The organism is Enterococcus avium (assembly GCF_002891025.1).
Taxonomy (GTDB): Bacteria; Bacillota; Bacilli; order Lactobacillales; family Enterococcaceae; genus Enterococcus_A; species Enterococcus_A avium.
The window spans coordinates 2,376,618-2,395,197 of the sequence record NZ_NBSL01000002.1 but is presented as its reverse complement, the minus strand read 5'-3'; the positions used below and the strand labels follow the sequence as shown (position 1 = coordinate 2,395,197).

The window sequence follows — 18,580 nt, the reverse complement described above, 5'->3', positions numbered from 1 at the left end:
ACATGGGATTATTTGACCGCATAAAAAAAGCCTTTAGTGGTGAACAGAATGAAGAACCTGAAAAGCAAGAAGAAGTCGTTGAAGATCAATCAGTCTCCGAGGATCGCGATGAGGTAGAAACCGGGGAAGTAGTTGAAACACCAAGCAATGAAGAAGCCACTGCTGATACGGATGAGGAGCAAGAAGGGGAACCGGAAAAATCGTCTGACCAAATCGAGAAATCAATGGAGCTTCCGCAAGAAATACCAACACAAGGATTAAAAAGTGATGATTTAGAAGTAAAAGAAGAGCCTGTCGATTCAGCAATTGGTAGTGAAGAAGTTCAGGTTGAACAGACAGAAATTGAATCCACACCTATAGAACTGAAAACAGAATCGGAATCGATAGAAGTTTCAGAGCTGGAATCTGAAAACATAGTTCCTGCTGAACCTGAGCAACCGGAAGAAACCGTTCAAGAGAAATACGACAAAGGTCTAGAGAAGACTAGAAAATCATTTGGTGAACGAATGAATGAGTTGTTTGCTCGTTTCCGTCGAGTGGATGAGGATTTCTTCGAAGATTTGGAAGAAACCTTGATCGGTGCCGATGTTGGTTTCGATACTGCTATCAAACTAACAGATTCATTACGGCAAGAGGTCAAGCTGAAAAATGCTAAGAAACCGGCTCAAGTTCAAAATGTCATCATTGAGAAATTGGTCGACATTTATGAAGCGGAAGGCATCAACGAGAATAATGCAATTAATCTGCAAAACGATGGATTGAGTGTGATTTTGTTCGTGGGTGTGAATGGGACTGGGAAAACTACCAGTATCGGAAAATTAGCGAACCAATACAAAAACGAAGGCAAGAAAGTCTTACTGGCTGCAGCAGATACGTTTCGTGCAGGTGCGATTGATCAATTAGTTGTTTGGGGACAGCGTTCAGGTGTTGAAGTTGTTCGCGGCAATGCCGGCGGTGATCCAGCAGCTGTAGTATTTGATGCTGTTGACAAAGCTAAGAAGGAAAATTATGATGTTCTGCTGATTGATACTGCAGGAAGATTACAGAATAAAGTCAACTTAATGAACGAGCTGGAGAAAATCAAACGCGTCATTCAACGAGAATTTCCAACAGCTCCTCATGAAGTGTTATTGGTCGTAGATGCGACGACAGGACAAAATGCGCTAGTTCAAGCACGACAATTTAAAGAAACAACGGACGTTACTGGTTTGGTCTTGACGAAATTGGATGGAACAGCTAAGGGCGGTATTGTTTTGGCAATTCGCAATGAGTTGCATTTGCCTGTTAAATTAGTTGGTCTAGGAGAAGGCTTAAATGATCTGGAAGCTTTTAACCCAAATGATTTCGCAGTCGGTCTGTTTAAAGGATTATTGAAAGAAGAGTAAAAAAGAGCTGTTGAGTCCACCTCAACAGCTCTTTTTGCAATTTTTAAAGTATAGATGTTAGTTACAAATAATGATTGGCTGTTTAGCAAAATGGGCTAGTGCTTTTCTTGAAAGTAAGGTGGAACGTGTAGACTGACCTTGTTTTGTCGGGCATTCGCGTCCATTATCTTCTGGATATCATCGCAATGAAATTGGTGCTGACGATGTGGGCGCAGCATTACAAATTCTTTAGTCCCACTCTTTTGACTTAGATGAGAGGGATCGTTTGTCATTGATTGATTTTTTTCCTGCATAAGCTAGGCCTCCATTCTTTTTAATAAAAGACGTGTAGTGATTTTTTTGATTAATCTTTTTGTTATTAATATTTAATCATATTATCATATTTAATACTATCTTTTTTTAAGCATTTTCGTTCTGTTTCTGGATATTCTTCTATATAATGTAGCATGGGAGGGCTATGGACAAATGAATACAAAAAAAATGATGACACAAGAAAAGGTGAAGCCTTTTTTACTGCAAGCGCGTTATGGAATTGAAAAGGAAAGCCAAAGAGTGACTTTAGACGGAGATCTTGTACAGACCGATCATCCGACATCTGTAGGAAATCGGAGCTTTCATCCTTATATTCAAACAGATTTTTCTGAAACACAATTGGAGTTGATTACGCCAGTTACTGAGTCTGTTGACGAAGTATTGGCTTATTTAGAAGCGATTCATGATGTGGCGCAACGGAGTATGCCAAAGGATGAGATGATGTGGCCATTTTCTATGCCGCCAGCACTTCCGGAGAATGAAGGAGATATTCAGATAGCGAAATTAGAACGACACGCGGATGTTTTGTATCGTCGGTATCTAGCTCGTGAATACGGCAAGCGGAAACAAATGGTAAGTGGGATTCATTTTAATTTTGAATATGGCTTAGATTTGATTCGGCAATTGCATTTAGCATGCGAGGAAGAGGTTTCAATGGAGGACTTCAAGACTCGTTTATATATGAAAATCGCCCGCAATTTTTTACGTTATCGTTGGCTGCTGACCTATTTATTTGGAGCAAGTCCACTTAGCGAAGCACGCTATTTTGATGATGAAGATCGTCCAAAGGAGCCTGTCCGTAGTATTCGTACCAGTCATTATGGGTATGTGAATAAGCCAGATGTGCAGGTCTCTTATGAAACTTTGTCGCGATATAGTGAAGATCTCGCTGAGAATGTTGCCTTAGGTCGTTTATCGGAAGAAAAAGAATTTTATGCGCCAATCAGGATGCGTGGAGGCAAAAAAGTTGCAGATCTATTTCATACAGGAATTCGTTATGTGGAATTACGTAATATTGATTTGAATCCCTTTGACCGCGTCGGAATTGATGCAGCTGAGATTGAATTCATCCATTTGTTCATGCTCTATTTACTATGGACAGACGAAAAATTACCAGCAGATGAATGGGTAGCTGAAGGCAATCGCATTAGTGATGCGGTTTCTTTAGAGCATCCTGCAAAAACAACGGCTTATTTAACAGAAGGACAAGCGATTTTTGCTGAAATGCTGCAAATGGTGGATGAATTAGAAATAGAAGGTGCCGACCTGCTGAAGAAATATCAAGCATGGCTGGATTATCCGGAAGAAACGCTAGCTGCAAGAATATTAGCCCTGGATGAAGCAAACGGTCAAGCTGCTGTAGCAACTGAATTGGGTCGTAAGTTTTATGAACAGGCTTGGGCGTATCCGTATCAATTGGCGGGCTTTCAAGAAATGGAACTGTCAACACAGAATTTATTATTTGATGCGATTCAAAAGGGGATCGAAACAGAAGTGCTGGATCGACAAGATCAATTTGTGAAACTACAGCACGACGAACATCAGGAATTTGTCAAAAATGGCAATATGACTAGCAAAGACACATATATTGCGCCATTATTGATGGCAAATAAAACAGTCACTAAAATCGTACTAGCTCGAGCGGGTTTCCGTGTGCCAGATGGTGAAACGTTTGGTTTGATGGATGACGCGAAGAAGGCCTATCCGCGATTTGCTCAAAAAGCGTTTGTCATTAAACCAAAATCAACGAATTATGGCTTAGGCATTACGATCTTTAAGGGTGAAACGTCAATAACCGATTTCAATGCAGGTTTAGCAATGGCTTTTGCAGAAGACGATGAAATCATTATTGAAGAATTTCTGCCAGGAACGGAATACCGATTTTTTGTGATTGATCATCAAGTAAAGGCCGTTTTACTGCGAATACCAGCGAATGTAATTGGTGATGGTGAACGTTCAATCGAAGAATTAGTTGCTGAAAAGAATGACAACCCTTTACGAGGGACGAATCATCGGTCACCATTAGAGAAAATCCAATTAGGTGATTTGGAGCAGTTAATGTTGAAAGAACAAGGATTGCGAATCGACAGTATTCCTGAAAAAGGTCAACAGGTCTTCTTGAGAGAAAATTCAAATGTATCCACCGGCGGAGACTCCATTGATGTTACGGATGATATTCATGAAAGCTATAAGCAGCTGGCGGTTGATGCAGTAGAAGTACTAGGCGCCAGCATCAGCGGCATTGATTTGATCATCCCTGATAAGGACAAGCCATATGAGACACACGAGGATTATGGAATTATCGAAGCAAATTTCAATCCGATGATGCACATGCATATCTATCCCTATGCTGGGAAGAGTCGGCGTTTAACGTTGGATGTGCTGCGTTTCTTATATCCTGAAATGACAATCTAAAAAAATAGGCTCTTCGTCAAATCGTGTTGGTGAAGACAAATTTGAATAAAACTTAGTCCGATATGCGGCGCGTTCTGTGCGCCGCATATTTTTAGTTTTCAAAGATCAGACCTTGTTGTAAATAGATCCGTGCCCGAAAGTTATAAAAGTTGCGATAACCAAACGCAATTCGTTTAATCAGCTTGATCTTGTTATTCAGCCCCTCAGTGACGCCGTTTGAGTGGGACACCTTAAAGGCATTTGAAATACCCGATTGGTAGCGATGGAAGATCGTAAATTTCTTTTTAAACGACTGAGGTAACGTAGATGAAATTGTTTTAAGGGTTTCTTGAAAGCCTTCCGTATCTCGTTTAACGAAATAATAGCGTAATAATTGACAAAAATGATACGCTGTTCGCAATTCTTCGTTGTAGCTTAACAGTTCATCGACGATTTCTGTTTGACTAATCGGTCGTTTAAACAGTCGGTGATAATGTCTTTTGAGTGGCTCCAATGTCGTGGAATCTTTGAGTAAGAGTTTCCAATATCGCTTGAGCCGACGGTACTTCTTCTGATTTTCAGAGTGTGAGGTTCGAAAACGATTCATGATCTGGACACGCAATTGATTGAAGCTGCGATTGATATGTTGGACAATATGAAAGCGGTCAGTTACGATCTCCGCATTTGGAAAGACCGTTTTAAGCAGCTGACAATAGCTGGCATTCATGTCCATCACTAGGTACTTGACCTTTAAACGAGCTTTTCTAGGAAAGCGCAGGAAGTATTGAGTTAGTTTGTAAAGTCTACGATCTTCAAGGATCGTAAATAGCTGATTGGTTGTTCCATCAACACAAATAAAACTCATGGAACCAGAAACAGACTTCATTGATTTGAACTCATCCATGCATAACACCGTCGGAAGGAAGTTCATACGTGGCTGGTAATGCTTCGTTGCTTCACGCAAGATCCGTGTCACCGTCCCATCCGAGACGAAGTACTTCTTAGCGATTAGTTTACGTGATTGATTTTCGTACAGTTCCATGAGAATCGCCTGCTTCAGTTCCTTTGTTAGTTGATGATGTTCATCAACTAAGTCCGTTTTCGCAGAAAAGGTCCTTCCACAATCATGACAGAGAAAACGGGTACGTTTTAATTCTAAAATAGTTAACTTTTCTTTGACTTTCAACATCTGAGTGCGTGTCGTATAGGAACCGTTGCGGATAATACGAACCGATCGACAGTGTTCACAACAGGAAGGAGAGTCATCCAATTTTCCTTTAATAAACTGCGCTTGAACGCCTTTATATTCTTTTTCAATCAGCCATTCTTCATCAAAAAATAAATGTTTATCTGTTAATCCGAGTAATTTTCTAGTATGATTATCCATTGAGAGACTCCTTTGGTAGGGTGACGTTTTGGTCGACTAAATTTTACCAAAAGTGAGTCTCTTTTTGAGTTGAAACGAAGAAAAAAGTGTTAGTAGAAAATCGCCTTCGATTTTCCACCAACACAAAATATTATAGAACCAAAAAATAAATCCACGCTGCATTGGCAACGTGGATTTATTTTGCATAATAGTTGTGAATGAATGTATCAATCGCTGACAATGAATCAGAAAATAAAACCAACTGCCGATCCTCCTTTGATAAAAAGGCTTGCTCCACCATCTGATCAAAAAATGCCTGCAACAGCTGATAGTAGTTTTTTACATCAAAGAAAATACAGGGATTATTATTCTGTCCAACTCGTGCCCACGAAAAGGCTTCACTGATTTCTTCGAGAGTTCCCACACCGCCTGGTAATGCCAGACAAACATCGCTATGCTGCATCAAGGCCTTTTTGCGTTCATCCAAGTCGTTAACAGTAATCATTTCTGTTAGTCCAGTGTGTATACGTTCGGTATCTTGTAAAAATTTTGGCATGATGCCAATCACTTTTCTATTCCCAGCCAAGACCATATCAGCTACTGCGCCCATTAAGCCTAGTCTACTGCCACCATAGATGAGCTCGTGATTATTTTCGACGATCCATTGTCCTAATTCCTTTGCGGCCGCTAGGTAGGCAGGATCTGCTCCAAGGTGAGCACCGCAGTATACAGCGATGCGCATATGATCGCCTCCTATTGGATTTAAGAATCCGTTTATTCGGGTGAAATTAGAGCTCTTCCAGCTCGATTGTTTGTTTTGTCTCTTCGACCGTCAGGCCAGTCTTTTCTTCCCACCAAGTTTTCATTTCTTTTTCGTAATTATCGGGGAAGCGATTGACGGTATCAATCAGGGGTTCGCCTTGGATCTTCGCGTGGGGAAAGTTCATAGCTAGATTGAATTTCAATTCTTTCAGCAGGCTGTAGTATTGGAACATCATATAATACATCTCTTCATCATCACCGCTAGCCAATACTAGCGCCGCGCGATCAAGCATGAAACCTAAACTTCGCATCATAAATAAGAAGCCTGGTAGTTCTTCTCTTTCGATATCATCAACTTCCTTTAAAATATCAATGTGCAGATCAAGCGCTTGCAATAAATCAGTTTGCAAATTGTGATAAGTAACCATTTAGATCCCCTCCTTTTTGTCTTCCAGAAAAAATAAATCTGTTTAATAAAACTTGTAAATAAACAGTTTGAATAATTTCTCTTATTTAAGTATAGCACAGACATAAAATTTCCAAATCAACATTTCAGCTTTTGACTCGCATTATTGTGGTGAGTTGTGTAAAGTAGACCAAGAAGGAGGATGTGAGATGGGAAAATTAGCGGTGATCACAGATTTACATGCCGATATCAATCACCTTGGCGAGTCAGAGTTGACCAAGCTTTTTGAGTTGTTGCAGGAATATGGAGCAACCCGCTTACACTTTGCTGGTGATACGGCTAATAAGATCGACCAGACACTAGCGATCAATCATTTTTTTCGCTCACGTGGGCTGCCAACAACCTTTAATTTAGGAAATCATGAGATGGGAAATGTTAAAGGAGAGCAGATGATTGAGCATTATCCTGACAGCCATTTTCTGAATCTACGCTATGTACCGTTGAATCAGCAAACCGTATTATTAGGCTTTAATGGCTGGTACGATTATGGCTTTTCTGAGCTTAGTGATCCGCAGCAAATTCGTTCGATCAAGAATATTTATTGGTTTGATCGAATTATTGAACGCTTTTCTGATGATCAGACGGTGGATAAAGCTATCTTAAGTCAATTGCACACTGTCTTAGATGATTTGGAGCAAAAAAAATATCAAATTATCTTAGCAACGCATTTTGTGCCGAAGGAAGAATTTATCGTGCACCTCAACGGAAAATATCAGATTTGGAATAAATTGAACGCTTTTTTAGGTTCTCAGGGTTTAGGAGAATTATTGGATCAATATTCCAATATTCAGCAGGTCGTGTTTGGACATACTCATCGGCGCTTTACTGATCAAAAGATTCAAGGAACGACCTATAGCTGTCGGCCATTAGGATATTATTATGAATGGGGAATCACACGGGATTTCGTTTTGGACAATCAATTAGCAGAAGTCTTTATTCCAATGAAAATGCGGAGCCTATTGAATAAGTATCAAGCGGAATTTGCCGCTTATAAAGAGGCCCACTTAATCGAAGAATTTCGAAAAGCAGTGACGTTGATTGCTTATTGATTTTGTATTAATGGGAAGGGATTTTTTATGGAAACAATGAAACGTTTTTTTAGACAGTTTACTCAGACGACACCATTCGTATTAGCCAATACGATGATTGTTATACCGTATTTACTTTTTATGCATCTTATCAATTATCAATCTTCCGTTACGGTATTGCCGTTTGTTTTATTTTATACTTTTCGAGTAACTGGGATTTTTTTGATACGAGGATTGTATCGCTCGATTGATCAATATACGTTATTGATGGTGTCACTCTTAATAGGTGGAATTGGTTCATTTCTAACATTAATTGGAGCATTACATTTTACTTTCTATTTATTTGGCAGTATCTTTTTAGGACTAAGCGCAGCATGGTTGCCCCCAGCAAATACGAGCGTAACTTATCTTGAAAAGTCTAAAGGCTTTCAAACGATGAGTAGTCACCGCTATTTGGCAGCACTGATCGTTTTAGTTCCTTTATTTTTTGGAACGACGCTCTCCTTAACGCTTCAAGCGGTGATTGTACCGAGTATCGTTACGTTTTATTTTGTTTGTGCATATCATACTGTAAAGCACTATCCGCATTATGAAATGGATTTTAAGGAGTTAACAAAACAGTTTTTTTCTATTTCAGAACTAATTTGGTTCCTATTGTTTTTTGCGGCACTCTTTTTACTTCGTAGCGGTCGTTTGCTATTTAATGAGTCCATGCTGGATTATGCGATTATCTTATTCGCTGGTATTTTTATGTTAGCTATTGTTGTGGTGAATCAAGTAAAAGATCGTTGGAAACTACCACTTTGGCAAAATATGTTAACATTTCTTAATGGTATGCTGGGCAATTTTATTTTTCTTTTTGGAGCCTTTTATGTTGCTGTCTATAAAGGCCCCGCCGCACAAGGAACGTATTTGTTTTTACCATATTTGTTAGGTGTAATCAGTTCGCTAGTTTTGGCTGGCAGCGTACGTCGCTATTTCAAAAATGATTTGTTTGTTCAACTTGTGGGTTTAGCCGCAGGGTTAGTATTGTTGAGTATTCGCTTCATGTTTCCAATCGCGATTTTTGTCTTAACCTTCTTTCAAAAGGGCACGAGTGCATGGTTAAATCGTTTGTATTATCAAACAGAAACAATCGAACCACAGCAACGTCTTACCGCGAAGTTCTCAACGTCAAATAAGGGCAGTATCACTCACCAGTTTATCTTGATGTTTTTGTTATTGATCACGCTGCAATTAAAAAAACTACCAATCAAAGATATCTTTTTACTGCGCAGCTTGCACACACCGGAGATCCTTGCAACAATGGATATAGTGAAATTTGCTTCGATCATTCTTTTATTGATTGGTCTTTGCTGGATTGGAAGGGTTGGAAAACATGCGTTTGATCATTGATGGCGACGGTTCGCCAGTGAAAGATACGACGATCGCCGTTGCAAAAAAATTTGGATTACCAGTAGTAATCGTAACGAGTATCGATCATTACTCGAAAAAAGAATACCCCGATTTCGTGGAGTTCATCTATGTTGATCGAGGGGCGGATTCTGCTGATTTTAAAATCGTTTCGGTCATTCAGCCGGAAGATATTTTGATTACCCAAGATTACGGGTTGGCTTCTTTGACGTTGGCAAAAGCAGCCCATGTTTTACATCAGACAGGGTTGGAATATACGCAGATGAATATTGACGCTTTACTGACGCACCGTTTTATTGGTAGTAAAATGCGTCAGGCAAAACAGCGTACAAAAGGACCAAAACCTTTTACAAATGAGGATCGCGAGCATTTTAGAAGCGTTCTAGAAAGCTTGGTTCAACAGTCTTTGATGTAATCTAAATGATAAGCATTGTAATAATTGTAAAATTTCTTTTTGGGGATTTTGATTTTTGTGCTAAAATGTTAGGGATCAGAAAGTAATGGAGGATACTCAGGTGAAAATAATTTTACTTTATGGTGGAAAGAGTCCAGAACACGATGTTGCGATTTTATCGGCTTTTTCAGTTATTTCTGCGGTTTATTTTGATTATTATCAAGTACAGCTTATTTATATTGATAAAACAGGCCAGTGGGTCAAAGGCCCCTTGTTGACAGAAGCGCCAGAAACAGATGAAACGTTGCGTTTGACGTGGGATCCGACTGGAAATGAAGTTGAAGGGTTCAGCGGCAAAGTAATCGCTCCTGGCGATATCAAAGAAGATAATGCGATTGTTTTTCCAGTCTTGCACGGACCTAATGGTGAAGATGGCACGATTCAAGGGTTCTTAGAGACATTGGATATGCCTTACGTTGGTGCGGGTGTAATGACGAGTGCTTGTGCAATGGACAAAATTATGACGAAATACATTTTGCAGGCAGCTGGCATCCCGCAGGTTCCTTACGTTCCAGTCCTAAAAAACCAATGGAAAGAAAATCCTAAACAAATTTTTGATAAATGTGAGGGAACGTTACTGTATCCAATGTTTGTCAAACCGGCGAATATGGGCTCTAGCGTAGGAATTTCACGTGCTGAAAATCGCGAAGAACTGCAAAACGCATTGCAAGAAGCTTATCGCTATGATTCAAGAGCTTTAGTTGAGCAAGGCATCGATGCTCGTGAGATTGAAGTTGCGGTATTAGGCAATGACGATGTGCGGACGACATTACCTGGTGAGGTCGTAAAGGAAGAAGCATTCTATGATTACAATGCTAAATACATCAATAATACGATTCAAATGGCAATTCCAGCGGATGTGCCGGAAGATGTGATGCAAAAAGCTCGCGATTTTGCAAAATCAGCCTATACAATGTTAGGTGGATCAGGATTAAGTCGCTGCGACTTTTTCTTGACAAATAAAAATGAATTATTCTTGAATGAGCTGAATACGATGCCCGGATTTACTGAGTTCAGTATGTATCCATTGTTATGGGAAAATATGGGCTTGAAGTATAGCGATCTGATTGAAGAATTGATTCAATTAGGAAATAAGCGCTACGAACAACAGGCGCGTTTTGAATAATCAAGTAGCTGTTTAGTCACAAACAGGACTTGAGACATGATTCGAATGAATGATGTCTCAAGTTCCTTTTAGCGTCCGGCTTATCGCATCTGTTCAGTACTCAAAAATGAACGGGTTTGCGGAGCCTTTGCAAAAGTCAGAAACAAAAATTTGGGAGGAACACCATGAATTTTACAACGACAATCATCAGCAAGGCCGTTCAAGGTAAAGTATTGGCGGAAAATGAGGTGACCGTTACTGGTGTCGAATTCGATTCACGAAAAATTGAAGCCGGCGATTTATTTGTTCCGCTACAGGGAACGAATGATGGCCATGAGTTTGTAGCAAAAGCAATTGAAAATGGAGCGACAGCAACATTATGGAGCCGGGATCCAGCTACAGCACCTGAAGATATCGCAGTGATTTTAGTGAAAGATACCTTGTTGGCTTTTCAAGCATTAGCAAGCTATTATTTACTGGAAGAAAATCCAGATGTGATCGCGATTACAGGTTCGAATGGTAAAACCACGACAAAAGATATGACTGAATCAGTCCTTAGCCAAAAGTTTCGGACATATAAAACACAAGGGAATTACAACAATGATATTGGTTTGCCGTACACGATCTTACATATGCCAGAAGGTACTGAAAAGCTGATTTTGGAAATGGGCATGGATCATGCAGGGGAAATTAACGTGTTATCTGAACTGGCTGAACCAGATGTTGCGGCAATTACAATTATTGGTGAAGCCCATATCGAAAACTTAGGTTCACGTGAAAAAATCGCAGATGCAAAAATGGAGATTATGACAGGCTTAGCCTCGGATGGTCTGCTGGTGATTCCGGCGAACGAACCGTTACTGGAAGACCGGATAACTTCATTGTCTCAAACGGTTCAAACAGTCGGCATTCAAGCAGGAGAGCTGTCTGCTACGATCCTGAACGAGAGTAAAGGTGCGACGGTTTTCTCTGTCGATGACAATGGCTATCAAATCCCATTACCAGGAAGCTACAATGTACAAAATGCATTGATCGCCATGGCGATCGGTCGCTGGTTTGGGTTAAATAATGACGAGATTTTCCAAGGCTTGGCGTATGTCCAAGTGACGCAAAATCGTACGCAATGGTTGAAAGCAAGTAATGGTGCAGACATTTTAAGTGATGTTTATAATGCCAATCCAACAGCTATGGGTTTGGTATTGGATACTTTTGCGAAATTACCAACAAACGGTCGTCGTTTAGCCGTTTTAGCGGATATGTTGGAGTTAGGTGACGATTCCTTCTCATTACATACGAGCATGGTAGAACATATAAATGATCAGGATTTTCATGAAATCTTTTTATATGGAGATGAAATGAAGGGTCTAAAGGTAGCGTTAGCTGATCGTTATCCAACATTAGCGGTACATTACTTTGGCAAAGAGGATAAACAGCAAATGTTAGAAGACATCAAAAACAGTTTGCAAGCTGATGACAGTATTGTTTTGAAAGGCAGTAATGGGATGGGCTTGTCCGAAGTCGTTGAAGCATTGCAGAAGTAATGAAAACTTGCAGAAAACGAAATGATGTGCTAAAATTAGCCATTGCCGAGAAATTGAAGTAATGATTGAACGAGTCATCTAATAAATTAAAGATTCGCTAGCGGAAGATTCGCTGGCTTACCAATTATTTTGAGAAGCGGTTGGGGCATTTTTCAGTTGAATGATGTCTCAGCCCCTTTTTGTGAGAGATGATCCTTCCGCCTGACTTCGCGGAGCGGTTTTTCGGTAGTATCGCCAAGGACGGCAACTAAAGGGACAGTTGCAGACCAAACGCAGATACCAAACCATACGCTCTAAATGATAAGGTCAACAGACATTAGGAGGATATCATTTGAAATTCAAAGAACTAAAATTAGCACCAGAACTATTAGTCGCAATCGAGCGCTCAGGTTTTGAAGAAGCAACGCCAATCCAAGAGCAAACAATTCCATTAGCTTTAGAAGGAAAAGATGTAATCGGACAAGCACAAACAGGTACAGGTAAAACGGCTGCTTTTGGCTTGCCGATGCTGAACAAGATCGACACAACGAAAAATGTATTACAAGGACTTGTCATCGCACCAACACGTGAGCTTGCGATCCAAACACAAGAAGAACTGTTTCGCTTAGGCCGCGATAAAAAAATTCGCGTACAAGCTGTTTATGGCGGAGCAGATATTGGTCGTCAAATCCGCGGTTTGAAGGACCGTCCGCATATCGTTGTAGGAACCCCAGGCCGGATGTTGGATCATATTAATCGCCACACCTTGAAACTAGAAACTGTGGAAACATTAGTCTTGGATGAAGCGGACGAAATGTTGAACATGGGCTTCTTAGAAGATATCGAAAAAATTATCAGTAAAGTCCCTGCAGAACGCCAAACATTGTTGTTTTCAGCAACAATGCCTGATGCAATTAAAAAAATCGGCGTGAAGTTTATGAAAACTCCAGAGCACGTGAAGATTAAAGCTAAAGAAATGACGGCTGATTTGATTGATCAGTATTACGTTCGAGCAAAAGATTACGAAAAATTTGATGTTATGACACGTTTGTTTGATGTTCAAACACCAGATTTAGCCATCGTTTTTGGTCGGACAAAACGTCGTGTTGACGAATTGGCTCGTGGTTTAGAAGCTCGCGGCTATAAAGCTGAAGGTATCCACGGTGATTTATCACAACAAAAACGGATGAGCGTTTTGCGTTCATTCAAACGTGGTGATTTGGATATTTTAGTAGCGACAGACGTTGCTGCTCGCGGCTTGGATATCTCAGGTGTTACCCATGTGTACAACTATGATATTCCGCAAGATCCAGAAAGCTACGTTCACCGTATCGGCCGTACAGGTCGTGCTGGTAAAGGTGGGATGTCTGTAACGTTTGTTACACCAAACGAAATGGGCTACTTGCATGTGATCGAAAACTTAACGAAAAAACGCATGAACCCAATGCGTCCACCAACCGAAAAAGAAGCCTTTAAAGGTCAACTAGGCGCTGCAATGGAACAAATTCAAAATCAAATGGAGGAAAATTCCGACAGCCTAGAAAAATACAACGAATCAGCAAAAGAATTATTAGCTGCTTATTCACCAGAAGAACTGGCTGCTTTATTATTGAAGACGACAGCCAAAGATCCTGCTGATGCGGTTCCTGTAAAAATTACGCCTGAACGTCCATTACCTTCAAATAAAAAAGGCGGTTTCAATCGTGGCGGCAAACGCGGCGGTGGAAATAACCGTGGCGGCGGACGTGGAAAAGACAACTACCGTAAAGACCGCGGTGGTGATCGTGATCGTAACAAAAATAAAAATTACGGCGGTAATAAATCACGTAGCAACAATAAAAATACGAACCGCAGCAATGATAAAAAACGCGGATTCGTTATTCGCACTAACTCAAACGATTAGTTTTTCAGAACTATCAAAGCCATCGATCTTTTTGATTGATGGTTTTTTTCTTGTTATGAAGGACTTTTCATGGATTATTAAAAAAAAATCGTAGCATTTAAAGAAGTCTTTGGTAAAATAAAGATGTTACTTGAAAGGGTTGAGAGCATGATTAAAGGAATCGGGATCGATGCGACTGAGCTTGAACGGGTCGCAAAAATCATTGAACGCCGGCCGCATTTTGTGGAACGGATATTAACTCCAGCGGAACAGACCCTTTTTGCTAGCCATTCTCCACATCGTCAGGTAGAATTTCTAGCAGGACGGTATGCATGCAAAGAAGCTTTTTCTAAAGCTTGGGGGACAGGCATTGGGAAAGTCAGTTTTCAAGATTTAGAAATATTACGCGATGATAATGGTGCACCCGCCTTTACAAAATCACCTCATCAGGGAAAGGTGTTTGTCAGCTTGACCCATACGGAGGAACTAGCAATCGCACAAGTATTGCTGGAGGAATAGAAAGAAGGACACTAAGTTTATGGTTGTAACGTATCATCGACCAACGAGAGCTATTATACATAGAAACGCATTGAGAGAGAATATTAAAAATGAAATTGATCGATTACCTAAAGGGGTAGAATTATTCGCAGTCGTGAAGGCAGATGGCTACGGACATGGAGCGGTGGCTACCGCTCAACAAGCTTTATCAGTTGGCGCAACCGGATTTTGTGTGGCAACTCTAGATGAAGCGATGGAATTACGAGAAGCGGGAATCACTGAACCCATCTTAGTATTGAGCGTTGTATTTCCAAGTTATTTATCATTGGTGATTGATTATGATTTATCAATTACTGTAGCAACAAAGGAATGGTTAATTGAAGCACAAGAGGTACTAAGAGATTTAGAGGAGGCAACAACTCCAATAAAAATTCATATCAAAGCAGATACAGGTATGAGCCGGCTGGGTTTTTTAACACCCGAAGAAGTCAAAGAGGTAGCTGCAATTATTGAAGCCTCTCCTAATATGGTCTGGGAAGGTTTGTTTACTCATTTTGCGACAGCAGATGAAAAGGATACAAGTTATTGGCACAAGCAAGCGGATCGCTTTAAACACGTGATCGAAGCACTAGATCATCTTCCTCGTTATGTGCATTCAAGCAACAGCGCAACTGCCCTTTGGCATAATCAAGAGATGCCGGGAAATATGATTCGTTACGGTGTTGGGATGTATGGATTGAATCCTTCGGGTCATGAATTACCTGAATCTTATCCATTGAAACCAGCAATGGAATTAGTATCTGAATTGATTCAGGTGAAGGAATTGGCTGCTGGTGAGGGTGTCGGCTATGGAAAAACCTATGACACACCTGCGAAAGAATGGATTGGCACCGTTCCAATCGGGTATGCAGATGGTTGGCTACGGAAAATGCAGGGTTTTTCATTGTTAGTAGAGGGCCAGTTTTGTGAGATTGTCGGCCGCGTTTGTATGGATCAATTAATGATCCGACTGCCGCGTGATTTTAAGGTTGGAACTAAAGTCACATTGATCGGTGAAAATAATGGGCAAGAGATTACGATGCAGGATGTAGCCGACCACTTAGGGACAATCCATTATGAAGTTTGTTGTATGCTTTCGGAACGCGTACCAAGAATATATCAAGAGTAAATATATAAAAAAATTCTGAAGCTCAGGAGGAAAATTATGGTTAAGCGTGGTGATATCTATTTCGCAGATTTATCGCCAGTTATTGGTTCTGAACAAGGAGGCATTCGGCCGGTGTTGGTAATCCAAAATAATTTGGGCAACCATTTCAGTCCAACGATCATCATTGCAGCGATCACGGCGAAAATGGCGAAGCCTAAATTACCAACACATATTGGAATAAAATCGAATGGAACCGGAATTGAAAGAGATTCGGTAATCCTATTAGAGCAGATTCGGACGATCGACAAATCTCGTTTAAAGGAAAAGGTTTGTCATTTGGATCGTTGTCTGATGGCAGAAGTTGACGCAGCTTTGCGTATTAGTATCGGCATTGAAACGATGGCTGCGGTCACAACGAATCTTACATAAAATCAACTTTTTGTTGGTTAGCCAAGATGCGGTTTGTTGCTATTTTTTATCTGTCTGATCATACTGCATTTTTTCGAATTTTTTAATTATAATGATAAAATTTGGGTTTGGATTCTTAATACTGTAATTTATCTTAGTTTATCGAGGGATACAACGATTCGTTGTGTCTCTTTTTTTGCGGTTCAACGATTTATCTATCAATGATTTGTAGTAAACCGGAAGTTTCTCATTGTATACTGAGGATAAAGAAAGAAGAGACGAGGGAGTAGGATGGTTGAAATCGGAGAACAGCTTAGGTATTTTCGCCAAAAGAAAAAAATGAGTCAGAAACAACTTGCTGAGCTTTTACACGTCACACCGCAAACCATTTCTAAGTGGGAATTAAATAAGAGTGCCCCGGATTATGACCAGCTGATTGTTCTTAGCAAAATTTATCGAAAAAGTATTGATGCGCTTTTAGGGCAGGCGAAGCCTAGTTTTTTAGATTATTTAGCTGATTCACAGAATGTTAGAGATAAAATCGCCTTTTATGGAATGCGTGTCACTGAAGGGAGGGAAAATCATGGAGAGGATTCGCAAAATCAATAAACTGCTTTTGATTACCTATAATTTAGGTGGTATCTGCTTGATGATGATTGGTGCAATGGTCGGGGTGCCCGGTCCTCCAGGTTATGTTCCGATGGGGATAAAGGTCGCTACTGGAATTGTTTTTGGAACCATGATTATCGCGCACATTGTTCGCTTTCTTCTAGAAAGAGGATTGAAAAAAACAGGCTGACATGAATCAGCCTGTTTTTCTTAACATTAAAGGAAGTATAACATTTTAAGCGGTCAAAGGATTGATACATCAATCTTTTGACCGCTTTTCATCTGGTCTTTTTCCTATTAAACTGGAGATATGAAACCCAATATTTTACACGCCATTTTCTTTGATGAATATCAAAACTGGGAGAAATTCAATCAAAGGTACACAAGAAGGATTCGATCCGTTGTGAAAAGAGAAGTGAAGAAGTTTCGCGATTGTGGTGACCTTAAAAAAGGTTATCGTCTATTTGTCTGTGAAGGATGCCATGATGTAAAGAAAGTGGCTTTTCGTTGTAAAGGGAAATTTTGTCCAACTTGTGCAACTGGGGAAAGTCAACGGTGGGCAGAGGTTGCGGCGAATGATCTGTTTACAGTGACGCATCGACACGTCATCTTCACGATCGATGAAGGTTTACGTGAGATTTTTCTGAAGGAGAAGTATCGTAAGGAGCTTTTAAAAGGATTAATGGATGAAGCTGCACGGATACTATTAGATTTTTTTAGAAAGCACCATATACAAGCTGGGGTTGTGGCAACACTCCACACCTTCGGTTCTCAGCTAGAATACAATCCGCATGTTCATTTAGTCGTCACCATGGGTGGACTGACGAAGGATGGAAAATGGAAGGACTATGACTATTTTCCGTTCGCAATGTTGAGGAAATATTGGCAGAATGCGGTCCTAAAGCTCATTCGAAGAACCTTATCCCAATGGGATAAGGCACGAGTCCAGCCGCTTTTACAAGCGGCGTACACGAAAAATGCAGAGGGTTTTTACGTGCATGCACCCAAAAGGAGCCGAACTTCTCTCAAAAAGATATTAGAATATATCAGTCGTTATATGAAACGTGGTCCCATTGCTTTAAATCGTATCCTTTTGTACGATGGGAAAATAGTGATGTTTCAGTATCATGATAAACGAACTAACACGGATAAGATAAAGACGATGTCGGCAGAGGAATTTATTGGTGCACTGATTCGTCATATTCCAGAGAACCAGTTCAAAACAATTCGTAGATACGGCATTTATAGTCGGCGGATCAAGACAATCATGAAAAAAGTATTAAGTAATTACCAGAAAGAGATTCAACGAATGCTTGTGAATGTGAAGAAAGCACTTAAACCAAAATCATGGTGTGAACGAATAGCCGAAGAATTCGGAGTAAATCCATTGGAATGTACTAGATGTGGCGAATATTATGAATTTAGTGGAGTTAGTGTGTCTAAAAATGGACGACTTGTAGTGAAATATGCGAAGAATAAAGAATCGGAACGATTCATGCGAGAGGAGAATAAAAAAATTGGGGAAGAAGCATCGAAACGTAAGTATGAAAAAGAAAAAGAAGCAGCTTTTAAAAAACTTCGATTCCAATGGAGTGGTTCATTACATTTGTCTTGAATGTGGGATAAAGGAAAAAATTCCAAAGGAAGTAGTTCAATTTTTGGATGCAGGAGATGTTGCATTTGATCCTGAGAACGCTCCGCAATTTGATTGCGAAAAATGTGGTGGAGAGATGTATCCAGAATACTATAAGAACGTACTTGGATACGAATTTAGAATCAGTGATCGACAATAAAATGATTTATCTAAACAAAAAGTCCTCAGGAGCGGTTT

At 40.2% G+C, this 18,580-nt stretch carries 19 protein-coding genes; 15 read left to right on the top strand and 4 right to left on the bottom strand.

Annotated elements, in window-relative coordinates:
• Window positions 1–2: 2 nt before the first annotated feature.
• Complete coding sequence (ftsY, locus tag AUF14_RS11980; RefSeq protein ID WP_102866065.1) at window positions 3–1,385, top strand: signal recognition particle-docking protein FtsY; 1,383 nt, start codon at window positions 3–5, stop codon at window positions 1,383–1,385.
• Window positions 1,386–1,480: 95 nt separating this feature from the next.
• Here ftsY and AUF14_RS11975 read toward each other — a convergent pair whose 3' ends face one another.
• Complete coding sequence (locus AUF14_RS11975; RefSeq protein WP_016179508.1) at window positions 1,481–1,678, bottom strand: hypothetical protein; 198 nt, start codon at window positions 1,676–1,678, stop codon at window positions 1,481–1,483.
• 172 nt (window positions 1,679–1,850) lie between these two features.
• Between AUF14_RS11975 and gshAB the strand changes: the two genes are divergently transcribed.
• Window positions 1,851–4,112, top strand: a complete 2,262-nt coding sequence (gene gshAB, locus AUF14_RS11970; protein WP_049221848.1) for a bifunctional glutamate--cysteine ligase GshA/glutathione synthetase GshB — start codon at window positions 1,851–1,853, stop codon at window positions 4,110–4,112.
• Between the two features lie 91 nt (window positions 4,113–4,203).
• On the opposite strand, the gene AUF14_RS11965 is transcribed toward gshAB, so the two are convergent.
• The 3 genes from AUF14_RS11965 to AUF14_RS11955 form a co-directional block, all read right to left on the bottom strand.
• Entirely contained in the window at window positions 4,204–5,478 is a 1,275-nt protein-coding gene (locus AUF14_RS11965) for an ISL3-like element IS1476 family transposase (protein WP_016252543.1), read from the bottom strand.
• Window positions 5,479–5,653: 175 nt separating this feature from the next.
• Entirely contained in the window at window positions 5,654–6,199 is a 546-nt protein-coding gene (locus tag AUF14_RS11960) for an LOG family protein (protein WP_049221846.1), read from the bottom strand.
• Between the two features lie 46 nt (window positions 6,200–6,245).
• A complete protein-coding gene (locus tag AUF14_RS11955; protein WP_049221845.1) occupies window positions 6,246–6,647 on the bottom strand; it encodes a hypothetical protein in 402 nt (133 codons plus the stop codon).
• A 187-nt stretch (window positions 6,648–6,834) separates the two neighbouring features.
• On the opposite strand from AUF14_RS11955, the gene AUF14_RS11950 reads away from it, so the two are divergent.
• From AUF14_RS11950 to AUF14_RS11890, 13 genes are all read left to right on the top strand, one after another.
• Complete coding sequence (locus AUF14_RS11950) at window positions 6,835–7,734, top strand: metallophosphoesterase (protein ID WP_049221843.1); 900 nt, start codon at window positions 6,835–6,837, stop codon at window positions 7,732–7,734.
• 27 nt (window positions 7,735–7,761) lie between these two features.
• Window positions 7,762–9,108 carry a hypothetical protein gene (locus tag AUF14_RS11945; protein WP_049221841.1) on the top strand — a complete coding sequence of 449 codons (1,347 nt, stop codon included), beginning with the start codon at window positions 7,762–7,764 and terminating at the stop codon, window positions 9,106–9,108.
• The gene (locus AUF14_RS11940; RefSeq protein WP_048720283.1) at window positions 9,092–9,541 is read left to right on the top strand and encodes a YaiI/YqxD family protein; all 450 of its coding nucleotides are present in this window, start codon (window positions 9,092–9,094) and stop codon (window positions 9,539–9,541) included. Before AUF14_RS11945 ends, AUF14_RS11940 begins: the two co-directional genes overlap by 17 nt.
• Before the next feature lie 100 nt (window positions 9,542–9,641).
• Window positions 9,642–10,706, top strand: a complete 1,065-nt coding sequence (locus AUF14_RS11935) for a D-alanine--D-alanine ligase (RefSeq protein WP_016179515.1) — start codon at window positions 9,642–9,644, stop codon at window positions 10,704–10,706.
• 164 nt (window positions 10,707–10,870) lie between these two features.
• Entirely contained in the window at window positions 10,871–12,226 is a 1,356-nt protein-coding gene (locus AUF14_RS11930) for a UDP-N-acetylmuramoyl-tripeptide--D-alanyl-D-alanine ligase (protein ID WP_049221839.1), read from the top strand.
• 331 nt (window positions 12,227–12,557) lie between these two features.
• A complete protein-coding gene (cshA, locus tag AUF14_RS11925; RefSeq protein ID WP_048720287.1) occupies window positions 12,558–14,108 on the top strand; it encodes a degradosome RNA helicase CshA in 1,551 nt (516 codons plus the stop codon).
• A gap of 147 nt (window positions 14,109–14,255) precedes the next feature.
• Window positions 14,256–14,606, top strand: coding sequence for a holo-ACP synthase (acpS, locus tag AUF14_RS11920; protein ID WP_016179518.1), 351 nt, complete (start codon window positions 14,256–14,258; stop codon window positions 14,604–14,606).
• A 19-nt stretch (window positions 14,607–14,625) separates the two neighbouring features.
• The gene (gene alr / locus AUF14_RS11915) at window positions 14,626–15,753 is read left to right on the top strand and encodes an alanine racemase (RefSeq protein ID WP_102866064.1); all 1,128 of its coding nucleotides are present in this window, start codon (window positions 14,626–14,628) and stop codon (window positions 15,751–15,753) included.
• A 36-nt stretch (window positions 15,754–15,789) separates the two neighbouring features.
• Entirely contained in the window at window positions 15,790–16,161 is a 372-nt protein-coding gene (locus tag AUF14_RS11910; protein WP_016179520.1) for a type II toxin-antitoxin system PemK/MazF family toxin, read from the top strand.
• A 270-nt stretch (window positions 16,162–16,431) separates the two neighbouring features.
• Window positions 16,432–16,749, top strand: a complete 318-nt coding sequence (locus AUF14_RS11905) for a helix-turn-helix domain-containing protein (RefSeq protein ID WP_048720293.1) — start codon at window positions 16,432–16,434, stop codon at window positions 16,747–16,749.
• Entirely contained in the window at window positions 16,724–16,939 is a 216-nt protein-coding gene (locus AUF14_RS11900; protein ID WP_048720295.1) for a hypothetical protein, read from the top strand. Before AUF14_RS11905 ends, AUF14_RS11900 begins: the two co-directional genes overlap by 26 nt.
• 120 nt (window positions 16,940–17,059) lie before the next feature.
• On the top strand, window positions 17,060–18,364 hold the full coding sequence (locus tag AUF14_RS11895) for an IS91 family transposase (protein ID WP_071879978.1): 1,305 nt from the start codon (window positions 17,060–17,062) through the stop codon (window positions 18,362–18,364).
• A complete protein-coding gene (locus tag AUF14_RS11890; protein WP_040005624.1) occupies window positions 18,342–18,542 on the top strand; it encodes a hypothetical protein in 201 nt (66 codons plus the stop codon). The genes AUF14_RS11895 and AUF14_RS11890 overlap by 23 nt, the downstream gene beginning before the upstream one ends.
• Window positions 18,543–18,580 lie beyond the last annotated feature (38 nt).